This window comes from Mesorhizobium sp. CU3 (assembly GCF_006442965.1).
Taxonomy (GTDB): Bacteria; Pseudomonadota; Alphaproteobacteria; order Rhizobiales; family Rhizobiaceae; genus Mesorhizobium.
Map to the genome: position 1 here is coordinate 108,247 of NZ_VFWX01000002.1, position 19,638 is coordinate 127,884.

Annotated in this window: 19 protein-coding genes; 7 read left to right on the forward strand and 12 right to left on the reverse strand. The window is 63.3% G+C overall.

Going from position 1 to position 19,638, the window contains the following annotated elements; genetic code table 11:
- Positions 1-252: 252 nt before the first annotated feature.
- The 5 genes from urtE to urtA all read right to left on the reverse strand — a co-directional run bounded on the left by urtE (position 253) and on the right by urtA (position 6,035).
- A complete protein-coding gene (gene urtE, locus FJ988_RS03955; RefSeq protein ID WP_140815462.1) occupies positions 253-948 on the reverse strand; it encodes an urea ABC transporter ATP-binding subunit UrtE in 696 nt (231 codons plus the stop codon).
- A 70-nt stretch (positions 949-1,018) separates the two neighbouring features.
- Positions 1,019-1,765 carry an urea ABC transporter ATP-binding protein UrtD gene (gene urtD / locus FJ988_RS03960; protein WP_140815463.1) on the reverse strand — a complete coding sequence of 249 codons (747 nt, stop codon included), beginning with the start codon at positions 1,763-1,765 and terminating at the stop codon, positions 1,019-1,021.
- 7 nt (positions 1,766-1,772) lie between these two features.
- Positions 1,773-2,996, reverse strand: a complete 1,224-nt coding sequence (urtC, locus tag FJ988_RS03965; RefSeq protein WP_140815464.1) for an urea ABC transporter permease subunit UrtC — start codon at positions 2,994-2,996, stop codon at positions 1,773-1,775.
- Positions 2,993-4,609 (reverse strand): urea ABC transporter permease subunit UrtB, encoded by a 1,617-nt coding sequence (gene urtB / locus FJ988_RS03970; RefSeq protein ID WP_181183416.1) that lies wholly within the window; start codon positions 4,607-4,609, stop codon positions 2,993-2,995. Before urtB ends, urtC begins: the two co-directional genes overlap by 4 nt.
- A 115-nt stretch (positions 4,610-4,724) precedes the next feature.
- Complete coding sequence (gene urtA, locus FJ988_RS03975) at positions 4,725-6,035, reverse strand: urea ABC transporter substrate-binding protein (protein WP_140815465.1); 1,311 nt, start codon at positions 6,033-6,035, stop codon at positions 4,725-4,727.
- A gap of 307 nt (positions 6,036-6,342) precedes the next feature.
- Between urtA and FJ988_RS03980 the strand changes: the two genes are divergently transcribed.
- Complete coding sequence (locus tag FJ988_RS03980; protein WP_140815466.1) at positions 6,343-6,738, forward strand: hypothetical protein; 396 nt, start codon at positions 6,343-6,345, stop codon at positions 6,736-6,738.
- Positions 6,739-6,876: 138 nt separating this feature from the next.
- On the opposite strand, the gene FJ988_RS03985 is transcribed toward FJ988_RS03980, so the two are convergent.
- The 3 genes from FJ988_RS03985 to FJ988_RS03995 form a co-directional block, all read right to left on the reverse strand.
- A complete protein-coding gene (locus FJ988_RS03985) occupies positions 6,877-8,448 on the reverse strand; it encodes a GMC family oxidoreductase (RefSeq protein ID WP_140815467.1) in 1,572 nt (523 codons plus the stop codon).
- Positions 8,449-8,554: 106 nt separating this feature from the next.
- Positions 8,555-9,103: a gluconate 2-dehydrogenase subunit 3 family protein gene (locus tag FJ988_RS03990; RefSeq protein ID WP_140815468.1), complete on the reverse strand. Its 549-nt coding sequence runs from the start codon at positions 9,101-9,103 to the stop codon at positions 8,555-8,557.
- A 74-nt stretch (positions 9,104-9,177) separates the two neighbouring features.
- A complete protein-coding gene (locus FJ988_RS03995) occupies positions 9,178-9,573 on the reverse strand; it encodes a VOC family protein (protein ID WP_140815469.1) in 396 nt (131 codons plus the stop codon).
- A gap of 361 nt (positions 9,574-9,934) precedes the next feature.
- Here FJ988_RS03995 and FJ988_RS04000 point away from each other — a divergent pair, with 361 nt between their 5' ends.
- A complete protein-coding gene (locus FJ988_RS04000; RefSeq protein ID WP_140815470.1) occupies positions 9,935-10,240 on the forward strand; it encodes a ribbon-helix-helix domain-containing protein in 306 nt (101 codons plus the stop codon).
- 1 nt (position 10,241) lies between these two features.
- Here FJ988_RS04000 and FJ988_RS04005 read toward each other — a convergent pair whose 3' ends face one another.
- Positions 10,242-10,949 carry a DeoD-type purine-nucleoside phosphorylase gene (locus tag FJ988_RS04005; protein WP_140815471.1) on the reverse strand — a complete coding sequence of 236 codons (708 nt, stop codon included), beginning with the start codon at positions 10,947-10,949 and terminating at the stop codon, positions 10,242-10,244.
- A gap of 177 nt (positions 10,950-11,126) precedes the next feature.
- A complete protein-coding gene (gene cckA / locus FJ988_RS04010; RefSeq protein WP_140815472.1) occupies positions 11,127-13,709 on the reverse strand; it encodes a cell cycle histidine kinase CckA in 2,583 nt (860 codons plus the stop codon).
- Positions 13,710-13,918: 209 nt separating this feature from the next.
- On the opposite strand from cckA, the gene FJ988_RS04015 reads away from it, so the two are divergent.
- A complete protein-coding gene (locus tag FJ988_RS04015; protein WP_140815473.1) occupies positions 13,919-14,638 on the forward strand; it encodes a flagellar biosynthetic protein FliO in 720 nt (239 codons plus the stop codon).
- Between the two features lie 98 nt (positions 14,639-14,736).
- Here the strand turns inward: FJ988_RS04015 and dksA are convergent, their stop codons facing one another.
- Positions 14,737-15,153: an RNA polymerase-binding protein DksA gene (gene dksA / locus FJ988_RS04020; RefSeq protein ID WP_140815850.1), complete on the reverse strand. Its 417-nt coding sequence runs from the start codon at positions 15,151-15,153 to the stop codon at positions 14,737-14,739.
- Between the two features lie 253 nt (positions 15,154-15,406).
- On the opposite strand from dksA, the gene FJ988_RS04025 reads away from it, so the two are divergent.
- From FJ988_RS04025 to FJ988_RS04040, 4 genes are all read left to right on the forward strand, one after another.
- Positions 15,407-15,910 (forward strand): histidine phosphatase family protein, encoded by a 504-nt coding sequence (locus tag FJ988_RS04025; protein ID WP_140815474.1) that lies wholly within the window; start codon positions 15,407-15,409, stop codon positions 15,908-15,910.
- Between the two features lie 64 nt (positions 15,911-15,974).
- The gene (locus FJ988_RS04030; protein ID WP_140815475.1) at positions 15,975-17,441 is read left to right on the forward strand and encodes a YcjX family protein; all 1,467 of its coding nucleotides are present in this window, start codon (positions 15,975-15,977) and stop codon (positions 17,439-17,441) included.
- Positions 17,438-18,514: a YcjF family protein gene (locus tag FJ988_RS04035; RefSeq protein ID WP_140815476.1), complete on the forward strand. Its 1,077-nt coding sequence runs from the start codon at positions 17,438-17,440 to the stop codon at positions 18,512-18,514. Before FJ988_RS04030 ends, FJ988_RS04035 begins: the two co-directional genes overlap by 4 nt.
- A 98-nt stretch (positions 18,515-18,612) precedes the next feature.
- Positions 18,613-19,167 (forward strand): hypothetical protein, encoded by a 555-nt coding sequence (locus FJ988_RS04040; RefSeq protein ID WP_181183417.1) that lies wholly within the window; start codon positions 18,613-18,615, stop codon positions 19,165-19,167.
- Between the two features lie 73 nt (positions 19,168-19,240).
- Here the strand turns inward: FJ988_RS04040 and FJ988_RS04045 are convergent, their stop codons facing one another.
- Positions 19,241-19,507, reverse strand: a complete 267-nt coding sequence (locus FJ988_RS04045; RefSeq protein ID WP_140815478.1) for a hypothetical protein — start codon at positions 19,505-19,507, stop codon at positions 19,241-19,243.
- Between the last annotated feature and the right edge of the window lie 131 nt (positions 19,508-19,638).

Consider the following 19,638-nt stretch of genomic DNA (forward strand, 5'->3'; position numbering starts at 1 on the left):
GCAAGTCTCTTTTTTGGACGCATTGACCGACAATCACCACGGGAAGGCTAGGCAGGCTTGCTTGCGCGGAGCTTGCGGGCGGAGCCGGCACCTTCCCCTTCATTTCGCAACTCATACGGAAAGCGGCCGACTCACCAAGGCCAAGAAAAGACTAGCATGCTGTATTAAGCGCGCCAGAGTTGCTGACGGTTGAACTGGAAAATTACGGACTTGCTTTGAATTCGCGGCGCCGACCGAAGTGCGCAGCCGATTCTAGACAGTAAGAAACTTCCTCACATCCGCCCGGTCGAGATCTTCCGCTGGACCGGTATGCACGATCTGGCCGCGGTCCATGATGTTGACCTCGTCGGCGAGCTCGCGGCAGAAATCGAGATATTGCTCGACCAGAAGCACGGCGATGCCGGCCTGGTCGCGCAGGTAGCGGATGGCGCGGCCGATATCCTTGATGATCGAGGGCTGGATGCCCTCCGTCGGCTCGTCGAGCACAAGCAGCTTCGGCCGCATCACCAGCGCCCTGCCGATGGCGAGCTGCTGCTGTTGGCCGCCGGAAAGGTCGCCGCCGCGGCGGCCCAGCATCTGCTTCAGCACAGGAAACAATTCGAAGACGTGGGCCGGGATGTTGCGGTCGGATCGCCTGAGCGGCGCAAAGCCGGACTCCAGGTTTTCGCGCACCGTCAGCAGCGGAAAGACCTCCCTGCCCTGCGGCACGAATGCGATGCCCGACCGGGCGCGATCATACGCCGCGCTCCGGTCGAGCGCCTTCCCCTCGAAGGCAACGCTTCCGCTCGTCAGCCGGTGATGGCCGACGATCGATCTCATCAAACTGGTCTTACCGACGCCGTTGCGGCCGAGCACGCAGGTGATCTTGCCGGCGCCGGCCTTCAGCGAAACGCCGCGCAGCGCCTGGGCGGCGCCGTAATGCAGCGTGGCATTGGAGACTTCGAGCATGGTCAGCCCCTCCTCCAGCGCTTCAGGAACGCAAAATCGAAACGGTGGAACGGAACCCGCCAGACCATCTTCAGCGCCCCAGATAGACTTCGACGACGCGCTCGTCGGCCGAGACGAAATCGAGCGTGCCTTCCGACAGCACCGAGCCCTCGTGCAGGCAGGTCACCTTGACGCCTAGCTCGCGCACGAAATGCATGTCGTGTTCGACGACCACCACGGAATGGTCGCGGGCGATATCCTTGAGCAGGCGCGCCGTCTCCTCGGTCTCCGCATCGGTCATGCCGGCGACCGGTTCGTCGACGAGCAGAAGCTTCGGGTCCTGCGCCAGCAGCATGCCGATCTCCAGCCATTGCTTCTGGCCGTGGCTGAGATTGGCTGCGAGCTCGTTGCGCTTTTCGCCGAGACGGATGATGCCGAGGATATCGTCGATGCGCCGCGTCTCGGCCGCCGCGCGGCGATGGAACAACGCTGGGAAGATCGAGCGCGGCCCCTTCAACGCCAGCATCAGATTGTCCTCGACGCTGTGGCTCTCGAAGACGGTCGGCTTCTGGAATTTGCGGCCGATGCCCATCATGGCGATCTCGGCCTCGTCATGCCGGGTGAGATCGACCTGGCCGTCGAAGAAGACTTCGCCTTCGTCCGGTCTGGTCTTGCCGGTGACGATGTCCATCATCGTCGTCTTGCCGGCGCCGTTGGGCCCGATGATCGCCCGCATCTCGCCCTTGTCGAGCACCAGCGACAGATTGTTGATGGCGCGAAAACCGTCGAAGGAAACCGAGACGCCGTCGAGATAGAGGATGGTGTTCGACTTGCTCATGGGTCGCTCACTCCGCCGGCTGCGGTTCTGGGCCGGTCGCCGACCATGCGCCCGGCGTTCTCGCGGCCGTACGCACGATCTTCGGCTCCGGCTCCACCGGGTCGGCGCCGGCTTCCTCGGCAAGCGAGGCCGCGCGCGAAGCCTTGCCCTCGCCGCGCCAGCCGTCCCACATGCCGACGATGCCCTTGGGCAACAGCAGCGTGACGGCGACGAACAGCCCGCCAAGCGCAAACAGCCAGAATTCCGGCAGCACGCCGGTGAACCAGGATTTGCCGGCGTTGACCAAAAGCGCGCCGATGATCGGGCCGACGATGGTGCCGCGCCCGCCGACGGCGGTCCAGATCACCACCTCAATCGAGTTGGCCGGATCGAATTCGCCCGGATTGATGATGCCGACCTGCGGCACGTAAAGCGCGCCGGCAATGCCCGCCATGACCGCCGATACGGTGAAGGCGAACAGTTTGACGTTCTCCGCCCGCCAGCCGAGGAAGCGGGTCCGGCTCTCCGCATCGCGCACCGCCATCAGCAGCTTGCCATATTTGGAGCGCACGATCGCCGCGGTGACGAAGACGGCGAGCGCCAGCGTTACCGCGCTGGCCGCGAACAGCGCCGAGCGCGTGGCATCGGCCTGCACGTTGTAGCCCAGAATGTCCTTGAAATCAGTCAGGCCGTTATTACCGCCGAAACCCATGTCGTTGCGGAAGAAGGCAAGCAGCAGCGCATAGGTCATCGCCTGGGTGATGATCGACAGATAGACGCCGGTGACGCGGCTGCGGAAGGCAAACCAGCCGAAGATGAAGGCGAGCAGGCCGGGCACCGCCAGCACCATCAGTGCGGCAAACCAGAAATGGTCGAAGCCGTACCAGAACCAGGGCAGTTCCTTGTAGTTCAGGAACACCATGAAGTCGGGCAGGATCGGGTTGCCGTAGACGCCGCGCGAGCCAATCTGGCGCATCAGATACATGCCCATCGCATAGCCGCCGAGCGCGAAGAAGGCGCCGTGGCCGAGCGAGAGGATGCCGCAATAGCCCCACACCAGATCGAGCGCCAGCGCCAGCAGCGCATAGCAAAGATATTTGCCGGTGAGCGCCACCATGTAGGACGGGATGTAGAAGGCGCTCGACGGCGACACAGCGAGGTTGAGCACCGGCACGATGACGGCCGCCGCCAGCAGCACGAAGATGGCAATGGCGATGCGCCGGTCGGCGCCGAATAGGCGCTGCGCGATCATGCTTCCACCGCCCTGCCCTTGAGCGCGAACAGGCCGCGCGGGCGTTTCTGGATGAACAGGATGATCAGCACCAGCACGACGATCTTGCCGAGCACGGCGCCGGCATAGGGCTCGAGGAACTTGTTGACGATGCCGAGCGAGAAGGCGCCGACCAGCGTGCCCCAAAGATTGCCGACGCCGCCGAACACGACGACCATGAAACTGTCGATGATGTAGCCGCGGCCGAGATTGGGCGAGACGTTGTCGATCTGGCTGAGCGCCACGCCGGCGATGCCCGCGATGCCCGAGCCAAGCGCGAAGGTCAGCGCATCGACCCAGGGCGTCTTGATGCCCATGGAGGCGGCCATGCGCCGGTTGGCGGTGACGGCGCGCATCTGCAGCCCCCAGGACGTGCGCTTCATCACGTAAAGCAGCACGCCGAACACCAGTAGCGCAAAGACCAGGATCCACAGCCGGTTCCAGGTGATGGCGAGCTGGCCGACATCGAAGGAGCCGGACATCCAGGACGGGTTGCCGACCTCCTGGTTGGTCGGCCCGAAGATGGTGCGCACCGCCTGCTGCAGGATCAGCGAAACGCCCCAGGTAGCCAAGAGCGTCTCCAGCGGACGGCCGTAGAGGAAGCGGATGATGCCGCGCTCGATGGCGAGACCGACCAGCGCGGCAACCAGGAAGGCCAGCGGCAGCGCGATGACCAGCGACCAGTCGAACAGGCCGGGGAACGAGGTGCGGATCACCTGCTGGACGACGAAGGTGGTATAGGCGCCGAGCATCACCATCTCGCCATGCGCCATGTTGATGACGCCCATGACGCCGAAGGTGATGGCAAGCCCGATCGCGGCGAGCAGCAGCACCGAACCCAACGAAATGCCGTACCAGATGTTCTGGCCGGCATCCCATAGCGCCAGCGTCGAATTGATAGCGCGGATCGCGGCCGTCGCGGCATCCTTGACCGCACCCTGCGAACTCGCCTCGACCGAGGTGAGCAACGACAGCGCTTCACGGTCGCCGCGCGCCGCGATGACCGAGACCGCCGCAAGCTTGTCGGCCTCCGGCTTGTCGGAAACGAGGATCGAGGCCGCCCGCGCCTGTTCGAACAGCGTCTTCACCGCTGGATCGGTCTCGGCGGCGATCGCAGCATCGAGCGGCTCGATATTCGCCGCATCGGGTGTCTTGAACATCGTCGTCGCCGCAGCAAGGCGCACGCTCGCGTCCTTGGCGCGCAAGGTCAACGTGCCGAGCGCGTCGCGGATGGTGCGGCGCAGGCCGTTGTTGACCTTGATCTTGGTGAGGTCGGTCTTGGCGGCATCGGCCACCTTGTCGCCGCTCAGCGGATCGAGCAATTCGATTGTGTCGCCGGCTTCTTTGCCCGCAAATACCTGGGAGTCCGCCTTGCGGACGTAGAGATTGCCGTCGGCCAAGGCGGAAAGCGGACGCTCGACGGCGGGATCGCCGCTGGCGGCAAGCTCGCGCACCACGGCTTCGGTGGCCGAGAAACCGGTGGCGGCGGCGAACTTGGCGATTGCTGCCCGCAGGTCGGCCTCGGCGGCTTGCGACGGCAACACGCTTGCCATCGTCAAAACCAGCATCAGACCAATTGCACGCAGCATCATCATGGTTTTCAGGCAATTTTCCTGGCTTCGAGGATCTTGCCCGGGCGGGCCGGGAAACCCGCCCGGGTAGCGGTCTCAGGGTCGCGAGGCCATTACGCGACCCATAGACTTGGGAGGATCAGTTCGTGCCCTTGCCGCCGCACTTGCCGGTCTTGACGTTGAAGTTGCCGCAGCTCAGCGGCGCGCGCCAATCGGAGATCAGGTCCTTGGAGTCCGGCAGGTAATCCGACCATTCGTCGCCCATCACCAGACCGGGCGTCTGCGAGACGGTCTCGAACTGGCCGTCGGCCTGGATTTCGCCGATCAGCACCGGCTTGGTGATGTGGTGGTTCGGCATCATCGTCGAATAGCCGCCGGTGAGGTTCGGCACGGAGACGCCGACCATGGCGTCGATAACCTTGTCCGGATCGGTGGTGCCGGCCTTCTCGACCGCCTTCACCCACATGTTGAAGCCGATGTAATGGGCTTCCATCGGGTCGTTGGTGGTGCGCTTGTCGTTCTTGATGAACTTGTGCCAGTCGTCGATGAACTTCTTGTTCTCGGGGGTGTCGACGCTTTCGAAGTAGTTCCAGGCGGCGAGGTGGCCGACCAGCGGCGCGGTATCGAGACCGGCCAGTTCTTCCTCGCCGACCGAGAAGGCCATCACCGGAATATCCTCGGCCTTGATGCCCTGGTTGCCGAGCTCCTTGTAGAACGGCACGTTGGCATCGCCGTTGACGGTCGAGACGACAGCCGTCTTCTTGCCGGCCGAGCCGAACTTCTTGATCGCCGAGACCTCGGTCTGCCAGTCGGAGAAGCCGAACGGCGTGTAGTTGACCATGATGTCCTCAGCCGGCACGCCCTTGGCCTTCAGATAGGCTTCGAGGATCTTGTTGGTGGTGCGCGGATAGACGTAGTCGGTGCCTTCCAGCACCCAGCGCTTCACCGAGCCGCCATCGGCGCTCATCAGATAGTCGACGGCCGGGATGGCCTGCTGGTTCGGGGCAGCGCCGGTGTAGAAGACGTTGCGCTCGCTCTCCTCGCCCTCATACTGGACCGGATAGAACAGGATGTTGTCGAGTTCCGAGAACACCGGCAGCACCGACTTGCGCGACACCGAGGTCCAGCAGCCGAACACCGCCGCGACCTTGTCCTTGGAGATCAGCTCACGCGCCTTTTCGGCGAAGAGCGGCCAGTTGGACGCCGGATCGACGACCACCGCTTCGAGTTTCTTGCCGAGCAGGCCGCCCTTGGCATTCTGCTGCTCGATTAGCATCAGCATGACGTCCTTCAGCGTCGTCTCCGAAATCGCCATGGTGCCCGACAGCGAATGGAGGATGCCGACCTTGATCGTATCGTCGGCCGCCCTGGCCGATGCCGATGCCAGCAGGCCGGCGGCGACGACGCCGGCCGACACGATCTTTGTTATTTTTGCGAAACTACCCCTCATAAGACACACTCCCAAGCTCGTTGTTTGCATTGCAGCAATAACGGTGCAAGCGACGTGCCAGATGCGAAAGCGTTAATCAGAATTCTTGAATAGCGGCATGATTACAAACGGTTACTCGGTAGCCGCGAAGTTCGCCATATCTGCTGCAGCGCGGAAAGATTGAGAAAAGTTTACGCACATCTGCCTATATTTTGCCCAAATGGTAAAAATGCCCACGATTTGACCATATGCACAAAAGCTTGTGTATCGCGACGGTTGCGATGCACGGGCAAATTGGGGCAAGGTCGCCGCCTCAACGAGCGACGCCATGGCTTTCCCAAATCGCATTGTCCTGTGTTTTCTGCTTCTGTCTGCCACCGCCGGCGGCGCGCGCGCCGATTTCACCGACGGCAAGCTGCCCGACGGAACCTATCACTGCGAGGTCTACCTGCTCGGCCTGTTCCTCAACCTCGGCGACATCACCATCAAAGGCAATGTCTATAGCGGCCCGGTCACCTTCGGCACATCGGGAACCTACAACTACCAGATGGACGCCAATGGCGAGATCAGCTGGCTGGGTCCGCTCGGCGGCTATACCAGCGGCGGCAACGCGCTCTCGATGACGCAGGCCACGCTCGACGGCCCGGGCAGCCCGTCCTTCGACGTCATCTTCAAGCAGCAGGACGGCGCATTCACAGCCTCGACCTGCACCAAGGCCCCATAAAAAAGGCGCGGAACCCTGACGGGTCCCGCGCCAGCAGGCAGTCGGGAGGACTAAGCAATTCCATGAAAAGTGACGTTTTGCGTCCGGAATTGCGTCAGATAAATAGCTGGAGCGGGTCGGCGGTAACGCCGAACCGCCTCAGATCGTTTTGGCCGACATCTGCGCGGCGATGTAGTCCGCCTGGCGGATCGCCAGCGTCACGATCGTCAGCGTCGGATTTTCCGCCGCACCAGTGGTGAACTGACTGCCGTCGGAGACGAACAGGTTCTTGATGTCGTGCGTCTGGCCATGCGCGTTGACGACACCGTCTTCCGCCTTCGCGCTCATCCGGTTGGTACCGAGATTGTGCGTCGAGGGATAGGGCGGCGTCGGGAAGGTCCTTGTCGCGCCCACCGCCGCATAAAGCGCCTGCCCCTGCTTGTAGGCATGGTCGCGCATCGCCTCGTCGTTTGGGTGGTCGTCGAAATGGACATCGGCGATCGGCATGCCGTGCTCGTCCTTCTCGTCCTTGTGCAGAGTGATGCGGTTCTCCTCGCGCGGCATGTCCTCTCCGACGATCCACAGGCCGGCCATGTGATCGTAATGGTCGAGCGCCGTGGTGAAGGAACGGCCCCAGCCGCCGGGATTGAGGAAAGCCGCCATGAAGGGCAGGCCGAGCGACAGCGTCTCCATCTCGTAGCCGCCGACGAAGCCGCGTGAGGGGTCGTGGCGCGCCTCGTCGCGGATGATGCCGGCCATGGTGGTGCCGCGATACATATGCACCGGCTTGTCGAAGATCGCGTAGACCGAGCCGGTGGTATGGCGCATGTAGTTCTTGCCCACCTGCCCCGACGAATTGGCGAGGCCATGCGGGAATTTGCTCGACTCCGAATTGAGCAGCAGGCGCGGGCTTTCGATCGAATTGCCGGCGACCGCGACGATGCGGGCCTTCTGTTCCTGCAGCTTGCCGTCCTTGTCGGCATAGACGACGCCGGTCACCTTTCCGGAAGCGTCATGGTTGATCTTGATTACCATCGAGTTTGGCCGCACTTCCAGATGGCCGGTCGCCTCGCCTTTCGGGATCTCCGTGTAGAGCGTCGACCATTTCGCACCCCACTTGCAGCCCTGGAAGCAGAAGCCGGTTTGCTGGCAGGAATTGCGGTCGTCGCGCTCGACCGAATTGATGGCCATGTTGCCGGTGTGGCATTCCTTGTAGCCGAGCTTGTCGGCGCCGGCCTTGAGCACCTTGAAATTGTTGTTGCCAGGTAGCCTTGGCCAGTTGTTGGTGCCGGTCACGCCCATCTTGGCTTCCGCCTTGGCGTAGTAAGGCTCCATTTCGGCCAGCGTCACCGGCCAGTCGAGCAGGTTCGCGCCCTTGACCTTGCCGTAGGTCGTGGCCGTCTTGAATTCATGCTCCTGGAAGCGCAGCGAAGCGCCGGCCCAGTGCGTCGTCGAGCCGCCGACCGATTTCACGATCCAGGCCGGCAGGTTCGGGAAATCCTTGGCCACCCGCCACTCGCCCGATGTGGTGCGTTTGTCCTTCCAGGCGAGCTGAGCGAAGGAATCCCACTCGTCGTTGATGAAATCCTCGTATTCGTGGCGGGCGCCCGCCTCGAGAATGACGACGTCGATGCCTTTCTGCGCCAGTTCGTTGCCGAGCGTGCCGCCGCCGGCGCCCGAGCCGATGATGACGACCACGCCATCGTTCTTGAGATCAAATTGTGCTGCCATGGTTTCCTCCCATGAGATCGGTCAAAAAGCGGTTCAGGAGCAATTCCAGGAAAAGTGCGTAGCGGTTTCCGTCCGGAATTGCGTGAAAACAAAGACTTAGAACGGCTCAGAGCCACTCGATGTCGTTGAAGCCGCGCGCGATGTAGCCGCCCTTGGAGTAGGACTCGCCCTCGTAACCGAAGATCGGCCATACCTCCTTCTGGTTGTAGAGGCTGACGACGAGCCCGCCACGCACCGCCTGGAAGAACGGCGTCTTCTCGATCGCGGTGAGCAGCGCGACCCGCTGCTCTTCCCAGCCGAGCCCGCGATAGCCGCTGGTGCCGGCCTTCTTGTCTAACTCGGCGATGCCCTTCTCGATCAGTTCCTTGTGCGCAGGATCCTTGGCGGCCATCTCGTCATGGCCCTTGACGGCAATGGCGTAATATTTGTCCGGCACCTGATCGTGCGGATAGATGTCGCGCGCCACCTGGATCAGCGTCGCCATCGTCTCCGGCTTCAACGCCGAGGTTTCGAGACCCCAGGCATGTTCGGGACTGATGATGGCGCTACCGGAGATGATGAGCAGCGCGCCCGCACCGCCGCGCTTGAGAAGCTCGCGGCGTGAAAGCCCAACCTTCTTCTCGTAGGTCGGCTTCTTCTCGTAGACTGTGACCATTGTTTCCTCCCTGCTTGCTGTTCGCATCCGAAGATGCCGTTGCTGGCGCCGCGCCTTTGCACGGCAGATATCCCCTATTGGAAGCGCCCCCCTCGCTGCAGGACCTCGATCTTGTAGCCGTCGGGATCCTCGATGAAGAAGAAGCGGGCGATCATCGCGCCGTCATGGTTGAACTCGACGATCTTCTTCGGGTTGAGCCCGAGCGCGCCGATCCGGTCGTGCTCAGCGTCGAGATCGGTGACCGAGACCGCGAGATGGCCGTATCCGTCGCCGAGCACATAAGGCTCGGTGCGCCCCTTGTTCACGGTTAGCTCGAGCTCGAAGGCTGAGTCCGCATTGCTGAGATAGACGAGCGTGAAGGTCTCGAAATCGAGCCGTTGCGCAACCTTCAGGCTGAAGGCGTTGCCGTAGAAGTCGACGGAGCGCGCCTCGTCGAGAACCCTGATCATGGAATGGATCGTCTTCGCCAAATCGGACTCCAAGAGCTTTCCCGTGCTTCGGAGAGGATTATGAGCGCCGGCGAAAAAAGGTGGTGGCAGCCGATTACCACGCATGCGGCTTGAAAATCGGTAGTGTCGCCGCAATTCTAATGCATGTCGCCCAAAAGTGACCTCGGTTTTGGGAGACCGACATGCATAAAACCAAGGACTTAAAGCGCGTCGCCTGAATCCGTTTCAACGCGACGCGCTTTAGGAATGCCAACGACCTAAGGACGAAAGTCTGATTGCCGTTGTCGGCTCTCGGGCCGAAGATCACCCATGCAGGCAGTGTTCAAAAAGGCGGCAGCCGACCCAATCGGCGCCCAAAACCAACAAGAACGGGAGGTTAGCGATGTGCAGAGTCTTTGCCGGGCAGGATCCGGAAGGCTACAGGCAGATCAATCGGTCGATCCGCATCGACGGGCATTCGACCAGCATCCAGTTGGAGGCGACGTTCTGGGGCCTTCTCGACGAGATCGCCGAGAGCCAGGGACTGACGACACCCAAATTCATCTCGAAGCTTTATGACGAGGCGATCGAGATCAACGGCCAGATCCCGAACTTCGCTTCCATGCTGCGCACCACCTGCGCGCTCTATCTGCGCGGGCATCGACCCAGTGTCGAGGAGCAGGCAGCGATGAAACGGGAAGCCGCCTGAACTAGCTTTCCGCCGCGACTTCCAGCGCCAGTCGGGTCATGTCGCCGAAAAGCGCCTGGCGCTCCGAATAGTCGGTCAGCTCGCCGGTGGCGATATGATCGACCACGGTGAGCAGCGAGAGCGCCCGCGCGCCGAATTGGGCCGCAATCCGATAGAGCGCGCTGGTCTCCATATCGACGGCCAGCGCGCCGAGCGCTATCGGCTCGTCAAAGCGGGCGCGGCCGTCGGGATGATAGAAAATGTCGCTGCAGATCGTCAGCCCTGCGCTGCAGTCGATGCCGAGATCGGCCGCCCGCCGCAACGCCAGCGCATGAAGCGCCGGATCCGGCCCGACCGGCTGGTAGAGCCCGAAGACTTGCCCGCTTGTTGCGCTCTCCGCGCGCACGGCGCTGGAAATGACGGTGCTGCGCAGCGCGACTGTCTCGGACAGCCCGCCGCATGTGCCGGTGCGGATCAGCGTCTTCACGCCGTAAAAGTCCAGCAATTCAAAAGCATAGATCAGGAAGGACGAGACGCCGATGCCGGTGGCGTGGATGCTGACCGGCTTGCCGCGGAAAGAACCGGTGAAGCCAAGTGCGCCGCGGCGGCGGTTGACGCAGCGTGGGTTGTCCAGAAAAGTTTCCGCCATCCATTGTGCGCGCTCGGGATCGCCCGGCAGCAGCACCGTTTCGGCATAGTCCCCCCGGCCCGCCTCGATATGCGGCGTCACACTACCTCCTTGTCATACAACCGTACCCCACCTGCATCATGGCAGGCTTGCAGCAATCTGCAAGCGATTGCTGTTTTAGAGCAATTCCAGGAAAAGTATGGCGCGGTTTTCCGTCCGGAATGCGTGAAAACCAAAGAGATAGAGCGGTTCGCCGTTTCCGTGAAACGGTCAACCGCTCTAAGATTCCAGCACGTCCTTGACGATCGTCGCCAGTTGCTTGAGCGAGAACGGTTTCGGCAGGAAGCCGAAATGCGCGTCGGCCGGCAGATTGCGGGCGAAGGCATCCTCGGCATAGCCCGAGACGAAGACGAACTTGATGTCCGGCTGCCGCTTGCGCAATTCGCCGAGCAGCGTCGGTCCATCCATCTCCGGCATCACCACGTCGGATACGACGATATCGACCTTGCCGCCAAGCGCCTCGAACACCTCCAGCGCCTCGACGCCCGATGATGCTTCGTGAACCGTATAGCCGCGCGAAGTCAGCGCCCTGACACCGCCCATGCGCACGGCATCCTCGTCCTCGACCAGAAGCACCGTCTCCGAACCGGACAGGTCTTTTGCGGCATCGGCGGGCTTGGCGGGCGCCGCGGCCGGAGCCGGCGTTTCGCCCGGCTCCGCCTGCTTCTTCGCCTCGGCGACATGGCGCGGCAGGAAGATGCGGAACACCGTGCCCGTGCCCACTTCGGAATCGCAGAAGATGAAGCCACCGGTCTGCTTGATGATGCCGTAAACCATCGACAGGCCGAGGCCGGTGCCCTTGCCGACTTCCTTGGTGGTGAAGAACGGTTCGAAGATCTTCTTCAGCACATCCGGCGCAATACCGCTTCCGGTATCCTCGACCTCGACCAGCACGTAATCGGCCGGCGTCAGTTCGCGATAGGCGAAGGACTTGCACTCGTCGGTCGATACGTTGCGGGTGCGCACGGTGAGATCGCCGCCGGCCGGCATGGCGTCGCGCGCGTTGACGGCGAGATTGACCACCACCTGCTCGAACTGGCCGATATCGACCTTGACCGGCCACAGATCCCGGCCGTGATCGATCTTCAGCTTGATGTCGTTGCCGACCAGGCGGGCGAGCAGCATCCTGAGATCGGCCAGGACGTCGGTGAGGTTGAGCACTTCCGGCCGCAGTGTCTGCTTGCGCGAGAAAGCCAGCAGCTGCCGCACCAGCGAGGCCGCGCGGTTGGCGTTCTGCTTGATGTTCATGATGTCGGGGAAGGACGGGTCCGACGGCCGGTGATTGGTCAACAACAGATCCGACGCCATGATGATGGCGGTCAGAACATTGTTGAAGTCATGCGCGATGCCGCCGGCCAGCTGGCCGACCGCCTGCATCTTCTGGCTCTGCGCCATCTGGCCCTCGAGCGCCTTCTGCTCGGTGGTTTCGACCGCATAGACGATCGCCGATTCCTCCGCGCCCTCGCCGCCGGCGCCGTCGGCGACGGCATTGACGTAGAAACGGATGTGGCGATCCTCATTGCCGGGCAGCACGGAATCGATCGGCTCGATATTGGCTTGCCGCTGCCTGGCCTTCTCGAAAGCGGCGGCGAAAGCCGGCCGGTCGCGCTCGTGCACGATCGTCTCGAAGCGCACTCGCCGGTCGACGGCGTCGCGGTCGACGACCGACGAGAACAGATGCAGGAACGGCGCGTTGGTGCGCAGGATGCGCCCGCTGGCGTCGACGCCGGCAATCGCCATCGGCGTCGAATTGAAGAAGCGGGTGAAACGGACTTCGGAAGCCCGGAGCTCGGCGGAAGCATCTTCGCCCTGGGTGCGGTTGAGCACGATGGTACGGGTCGGACCATTGACGCCCTCGCGGCTCGCCGAAACGCGATGCATGAAACGGACCGGCAGCGCCTGGCCGTTCATCGTGGTGAGGTCGAGGTCGATGACGGCGTTGCGTGTCGTGGCGGGCTCGGCCTTGACCGAACGCACCAGCGCCATGCCGTCGCCGGCGATGATTTCGGGCAGCGTGATAGCGCCCGGCGTGAAGGAGGCAAGGTCGATGCCCAACCACTCGGCGAGCGTGGCGTTGATATAGGTGACGCGGCCTTCCTGGTCGGCCGAAAAGAAGCCGGCCGGAGCGTGGTCGAGATGGTCGATGGCTTTCTGCAGGTCGAGGAAGAAGCGCTCCTGCTCCGCCCGCTCCTGCGAGATATCGGCAAGCTGCCAGGCGAGCATCGGCAGCCTTTGCCCGGGCATGCTGAAGGCGCGGGCACGCGCCCGGTACCAGCGCGCGCCGGGCTCCGCACCCGGCTTGATCGACTGCGCCAGCCGGAACTCGCCGTCGCCGGGCTGGCCGTCGCGCAGGCCCGAAGCCAGCCGGTAGATCGTCATCGAAGCTTCGGGAACATCCGACAACAGCCCTTCGACGGTCTTGAGATCGGCGGCCGAGGCGGCGCCCGTCATCTCTGCATAGGCGCGGTTGGCATAGACGACACGGCCCTTTGTGTCGGTGACCAGCAGGCCTTGCGACATCGAATCGACGAAGGCTTTCGACAATTCGTCGCCGGTCGAGCGCGACGCGACCTGCACGAAACCGATCGCCGTGGCAAACAGGAAGCCGACGCCGATCATGGCGAGCACGCCGAGCATGCCGAGCAGGAAAGGATCGCCCAGCCGCTCCCGGAACAGCCCGAAAACGATCGCCGCGCCGGTAAGCACGACGATGAAGACGATCAGCCTGGTGACGGCGCCCGGACGCGTGTTCTCGTCGACGATCGGTACCGGATAGAAATCGCCGCGCGCTTCCTTGGCCATATTCCCCCTGCTTGTGATTCCCGTGTCCTACAGGTGCGGACGGCCGGTTGAATCATATTCTCCTGCAGCGGAAAAGGCCTCGCCGGCAAATGTCGGATAAAATCACCGATTCATGTTTCAAACTGTTCACGACGCGTGATGCCAACTTGCGGTCGCTAGTCCCTACGGTCTAGTGTCGCCTCACTTCAAAAAGGCGATTGGGTGCACCGATGCTGCAGTGGCTGGATAGCGTGGCGGGTCCGGGTTATGTCGCTGCGATCCTGTGGACTTTCGCGGCACTTATCCTGCTGGTCGTCGTGCTTCTGGTCATCAAGGTCGTCCGCAACCTGACCTTCGGCACGTTCGTCGCCGGCGGCAGGAACCGCAAGACGCGGCTTGCCGTGATGGACGCCACCGCGGTCGATAGCCATCGCCGGCTTGTCCTGGTGCGCCGCGACGACATCGAGCATCTGATCCTGATCGGCGGGCCGACCGATGTCGTGGTCGAGCGCGACATCAGGCTTGCAGCGCCGCGCCGCCCGGCCTTGACGGCCGACAGCGCCCAACAGCAGCCGGCCGCTGCCGCGCCGCGTCAGCGCGCGCCGCAACCGGCGCCAGCGCCTGCACCGGCCCGGCAGGCGCCGCCGCAGCCGACTGCTCAGCCGGCGGCTACGGCGCGTTCTCGCCCGACAGCGCCGCCGCCGATCCCGGCGCCGAGCCAACCGACGGCAAAGGTCATGCCCTTGCCCACTTACGGGACAACCAACGGAGGCGCCAGGCACGCGCCTGCGCCCACGAACGAGTCCATCGACGACACGCTGATGCAGGACCTCGAAGCCTCGCTCGACGATGACATCCCGGCAAAGCCGGCAGCCAAGCCCGCCGCCAAGCCCTCGCTCGACGACGAGATGACCAAGCTGCTCGGCGAGTTGGGCAGCCACAAGCGCTGAGCCTTTTTCACCCCACTCCGGCCGGGGCGATAAAAATCCCGAAAACAAAAATGGCCGGAAAACCGGCCATTTTTCATCAAACTCTGCCGTCGCGCGCGTCAGTCGTCGCGATAGACCTTCTCGCGGCGCTCATGGCGCTCCTGCGCCTCGATCGACAGCGTCGCGATCGGGCGCGCGTCGAGCCGCTTCAGCGCGATCGGCTCGCCGGTTTCCTCGCAATAGCCGTAGGTGCCTTCGTCGATGCGCTGCAAAGCCGAGTCGATTTTCGAGATGAGCTTGCGCTGGCGGTCGCGGGCGCGCAATTCGATGGCGCGGTCGGTTTCTGAGGAGGCGCGATCTGCCAGATCGGGATGGTTGGCGTTTTCTTGCTGCAGGATTTCTAGAGTTTCACGTGCTTCACGAAGTATGTCATTCTTCCAGGTTATAAGCTTTTGGCGGAAGTATGATTTTTGCCGTTCGTTCATGAACGGCTCGTCTTCGGAGGGTACGTAATCGGCGGTAGCGATATCGTTCATTCGACTCACCCAACAACCCCAAATTTGGCGCCTATATATTCGCGGATAAAGGGCTGCACAAGCGCAATCGGTGAGAGTTTCACGCATTTGTTAGTCCCGCAGGGGAAACACCTTGCGAGGACTTTTGTTTGAACGCCCCTAAATCGAATTCCCCTATGATTTGCTGCGGTTGCCCAAAACCCGCCATTGCGCATGACATGGTTCTGGTGACTAATCGCGGTTTTCCGGACGAGGCGACGCCATGGGGGTCGGGTTGAGCAGACTTTATCTGTTGCGGCATGCCAAGGCCGGCTGGGCGCTGCCCGGCGTGCGTGATTTCGACCGTCCGCTCGACGAATCGGGCATGGCCGATGCCGAGGCGATGGGCGAGGCCATGCGCGCGCTCAACTATGTGCCCGACACCACCCTTTGCTCCAACGCCAAGCGGGCGCGGCAGACGCTGGAAGGCCTTGCAGGCCGCACCGACACCGGCCGGGTGCTGTTTTTCGATACCCTCTACAGCGAGGATGCAGCCGGTTATCTCGAAATCATCCGCAAGAACGGCGGCGCCGGCTCGCTGCTGGTGATCGGCCACAATCCGATGACGGAAGACCTTGCCATGGCCGTGTCGGGCGACGGCGAAGAGGCCGCACGCGGCCTGCTGAACCATGGTTTCCCGACGTCCGGGCTGGCCGTGGTGCGCTTTCCCGGCAACCTTGCCGAAGCAGCGCAAGGCAATGGGTATCTCGAAGCCTTTCTCACCCCGGCCGACCTCTGACACCATTTGAAACGGCTGCCCCAGGGCCTATATCGGGGCCTGACAGGGCCCGAGAGACCGCATTTTGGCATCATCGCTGACCACTTTCACCGACGAGGCAAAAATTGCGCTCGACACGCTGTCGGGCCGTGCAGCCGGGCTTTTTTCCCCCTCTTTGCGGCTCGGCGTTACCGGCTTGTCCCGCGCGGGCAAGACCGTGTTCATATCCGCCCTCGTCCACAATTTGATCCATGGCGGGCGCCTGCCGCTGTTCGAGGCACAGAAATCCGGCCGCATCGCCCGCGCCTTTCTGGAGGAGCAGCCGGACGACGCGGTTCCGCGCTTCCAGTACGAGGACCATGTCGCGGCGCTGGTCAACGACCGCGTCTGGCCGGAATCGACGCGCGCCATTTCGGAACTCAGGCTCACCATCGAATACGAATCCGCCTCCGGCTGGAACCGCCTGTTTTCGGCCGGAAAGCTCTCGCTCGACATTGTCGACTATCCCGGCGAATGGCTGCTCGACCTGCCGCTGCTCGGCAAATCCTTCGCCGATTTCTCGCGCGAGGCGGTGGAGCTCGCTGCCCTGCCCGTGCGCTCAGACCTGTCGCAGGCCTGGCGCGAGCTGGCCTCGACCGTCGATCCCGACGCCGATGCCGACGAGATGACGGCCCGGCGTCTCGCCGAGCGCTTCGCCGCCTACCTCAAGGCTTGCAAGCTCGACGAGCGCGCGCTGTCGACTCTGCCGCCCGGACGCTTTCTGATGCCGGGCGACCTCGAAGGCTCGCCGGCGCTCACCTTCGCGCCGCTGATGAGACTGTCCGAGCGGCGCCGCTCCGGTTCGCTGCAGGCGATGATGGAGCGCCGCTACGAGGCCTATAAGACGCATGTCGTCAAACCGTTCTTTCGCGAGCACATCACCCGCCTCGACCGCCAGATCGTGCTGATCGACGCCATGCAGGCGCTCAACGCCGGTCCGGCCGCCATGGCCGACCTGGAGCGCGCCGTCACCGAAATCCTGTCCTGCTTCCGGCCCGGCCGCGGCAATTTCCTGACCGACTTCTTCTCGCGCCGCATCGACCGCATCCTGGTTGCGGCGACCAAGGCCGATCATCTGCACCACGAAAGCCATGACCGGCTGCAGGCGATCGTGCGCCGCCTGGCCGACCGCGCCGTGGCGCGGGCGAACTTCAGCGGCGCCGACGTCGACGTCGTCGCCATGGCGGCCGTGCGCTCGACCCGCGAAGGCACGGTCAAGCAGGGCCGCGAAACCCTGCCTGTGATCATCGGCACGCCGCTGAAAGGTGAAAAGATCGATGGCGAGACCTTCGACGGCAAGACCGAGACCGCCATATTTCCAGGCGATTTGCCGGAAAAAGTCGAGGCAGTGTTCGACCTTTCCGAATCCGGGCCTCAGAATGAACCAGCGATCCGCTTCGTGCGCTTTCGCCCGCCGAAGCTCGAGCGCACCGCCGAGGGCGTCACACTGTCCCTGCCGCATATAAGGCTGGACCGCGCGCTGCAGTTCTTGATCGGAGATCATCTGGCATGACCGCGCCCCGCAAACCCGCGGCCTTCCGCATCGAGCCCGAGGTGGAAGCCAAGCCGCAAGCAACGCGGAGCCGCAGCGTCGAGGAACAGCCGGTGCGCCGGCCGCGTACCGCGAGAGCCGATGTCGCGGTGGTGATCCCGTCGGAAATCGACGTCTTCGACGAGCCCGACATCGAGACCGCCGCGCCGGCGACGGCGCCGAGAAAGCGTTCGCTGCTGGCGCGGCTATTCTTTGGCGCCGTCGGCGCGCTTGTCTCGCTCGCCGTCGGCCTATGGGTGGACCAGCTCATCCGCGACCTGTTTACCCGTGCCGACTGGCTGGGCTGGCTGGCGGTCGGCATGGCCGCGGTCGCGCTTTTGTCGCTGTTCGTCATCCTGGTCCGCGAATTCCTCGCCATCGCCCGCCTCGCCGAAGTCGAGAAGATGCAGAGGCGCGCCCTGGATGCCGTGGCGCGCGACGATCCCAAGGCCGCGCGCGCCCTGGTCGACGAGCTTTCGGCCTTCGTCGCCGCCAAGCCGGAGACCGCGGCCGGCCGCCGTTCGCTTGCCGGGCTGCGCGGCGAGATCATCGACGGCGCCAATCTGGTGCGGCTTGCCGAGACCGAGATCCTGTCGCCGCTCGACGCGCGCGCCAAGACGATGATCCTGGAAGCCGCCAAACGCGTCTCGCTGGTGACGGCGGTGAGCCCGCGCGCGCTTGTCGACGTCGCCTATGTGGTGTTCGAGGCCGGCCGGCTGATCCGCCGGCTGTCCGAGCTCTATGGCGGGCGTCCCGGAACGCTCGGTTTCTTCCGGCTAGCTCGCGGCGTGCTTGCGCATCTTGCCGTCACCGGCTCGATCGCTGTCGGCGACAGTTTCGTGCAGCAGATCGTCGGCCACGGCCTCGCCGCAAAGCTATCGGCAAAGCTCGGTGAAGGCGTGGTCAACGGCATGATGACGGCGCGCATCGGCATCGCCGCGATGGAGACGGCCCGCCCGCTCCCGTTCATCGCCGCCAAGCGCCCGGGCCTCGGCGTTTTCCTGTCGGCGCTGACCTCGTTTGCGTCTCGTAAGGACACTCAAGACGACAGGTAAGGTAAACGGACACCCAGCCCCGGTGACGAAGCATTAACCAATCTTCTGCATGGTCGTTTCTGTTCCAAGAACAGACTCTGTCGTGCCGGGTGTCGTCGATGAGAAGCGTAATCCTGTCTTGCGTACTGCCTGTGGCGGTTGCGGTTGCCGCGCCGCTCGGCCTTGTCGAAAAGGCCTTCGGCGGGGAGCCGGACAAGCAGTTTTTCCGGTCGATCGAGGGCAGATGGGTAGGTCCTGGCGAGATCATTGCCGGCAAATACAAGGGCACGAAATTCACCTGCGATTTCAACGGCTCGACGCCTGACAGCAAGCTCGGCATGACGCTAGACGGCGGCTGCCGGGTCGGCGTCTTCACGCAAAAGATGTCGGCGACCGTCGAGCGCAAGGGCCGCGATGGCTACAAGGGCACCTTCATGGGCGGCTCGACCGCCGACGGCATGGACATCGTCGGCGGCAATGTCGTCGATGCCCAGAAGGTCGTCTTCACCATCAACCGCAAACAATTGAACGGTGTCATGCAGGCCCGCGTGCCGGACGCCAATTCGATGACCGTGACGGTGGCCGTGCGCGTCGACAAGCAGCTGGTTCCGGTCATCGGCATGAGCCTGAAGCGGGTCGACTCGGTCGAAGTCGGCGCGATCGCCAAGAACTGATCCAGCACGCTTGAACAAGTAAAAAAGGCGGCAGCCGCCCGGCCACCGCCTGAGCAATGTTTTGCGACTGCGCTCAACCCTTGATGGTGGCAGTCAGTTCGTCATAGGCCTTGCAGGCTTCGTCCAGCGTGGTGGCGCCCTGATACTTGGTCGTCACGGCCTGCACCTTGGCCGTCAGATCGGCCGCCTTGCTCGGGTCCTTGGTGATTGCTTCCTGGAGGGCGGCAGCCATGTCCTGCGCCTTCTTGGTAACCATCTCCTGCGTGCATTCCGGCCCTTTGGAACAGGCCGAACCGGCGAGCGCCGCAACACCAACGGCGACGAGCAAAAACTTCTTCATGTCAGTCATCTCCTCAAAAGAGGCAGCCGCCCATCGCAGCTGCCCTCCCAATGGCCGAAGCCAATTGGCTAGCCCAAGGGCCAAAGCCCCGGTAACCAAGCCAGGCGTGCCTTAACTGCTGATTGCGGCGG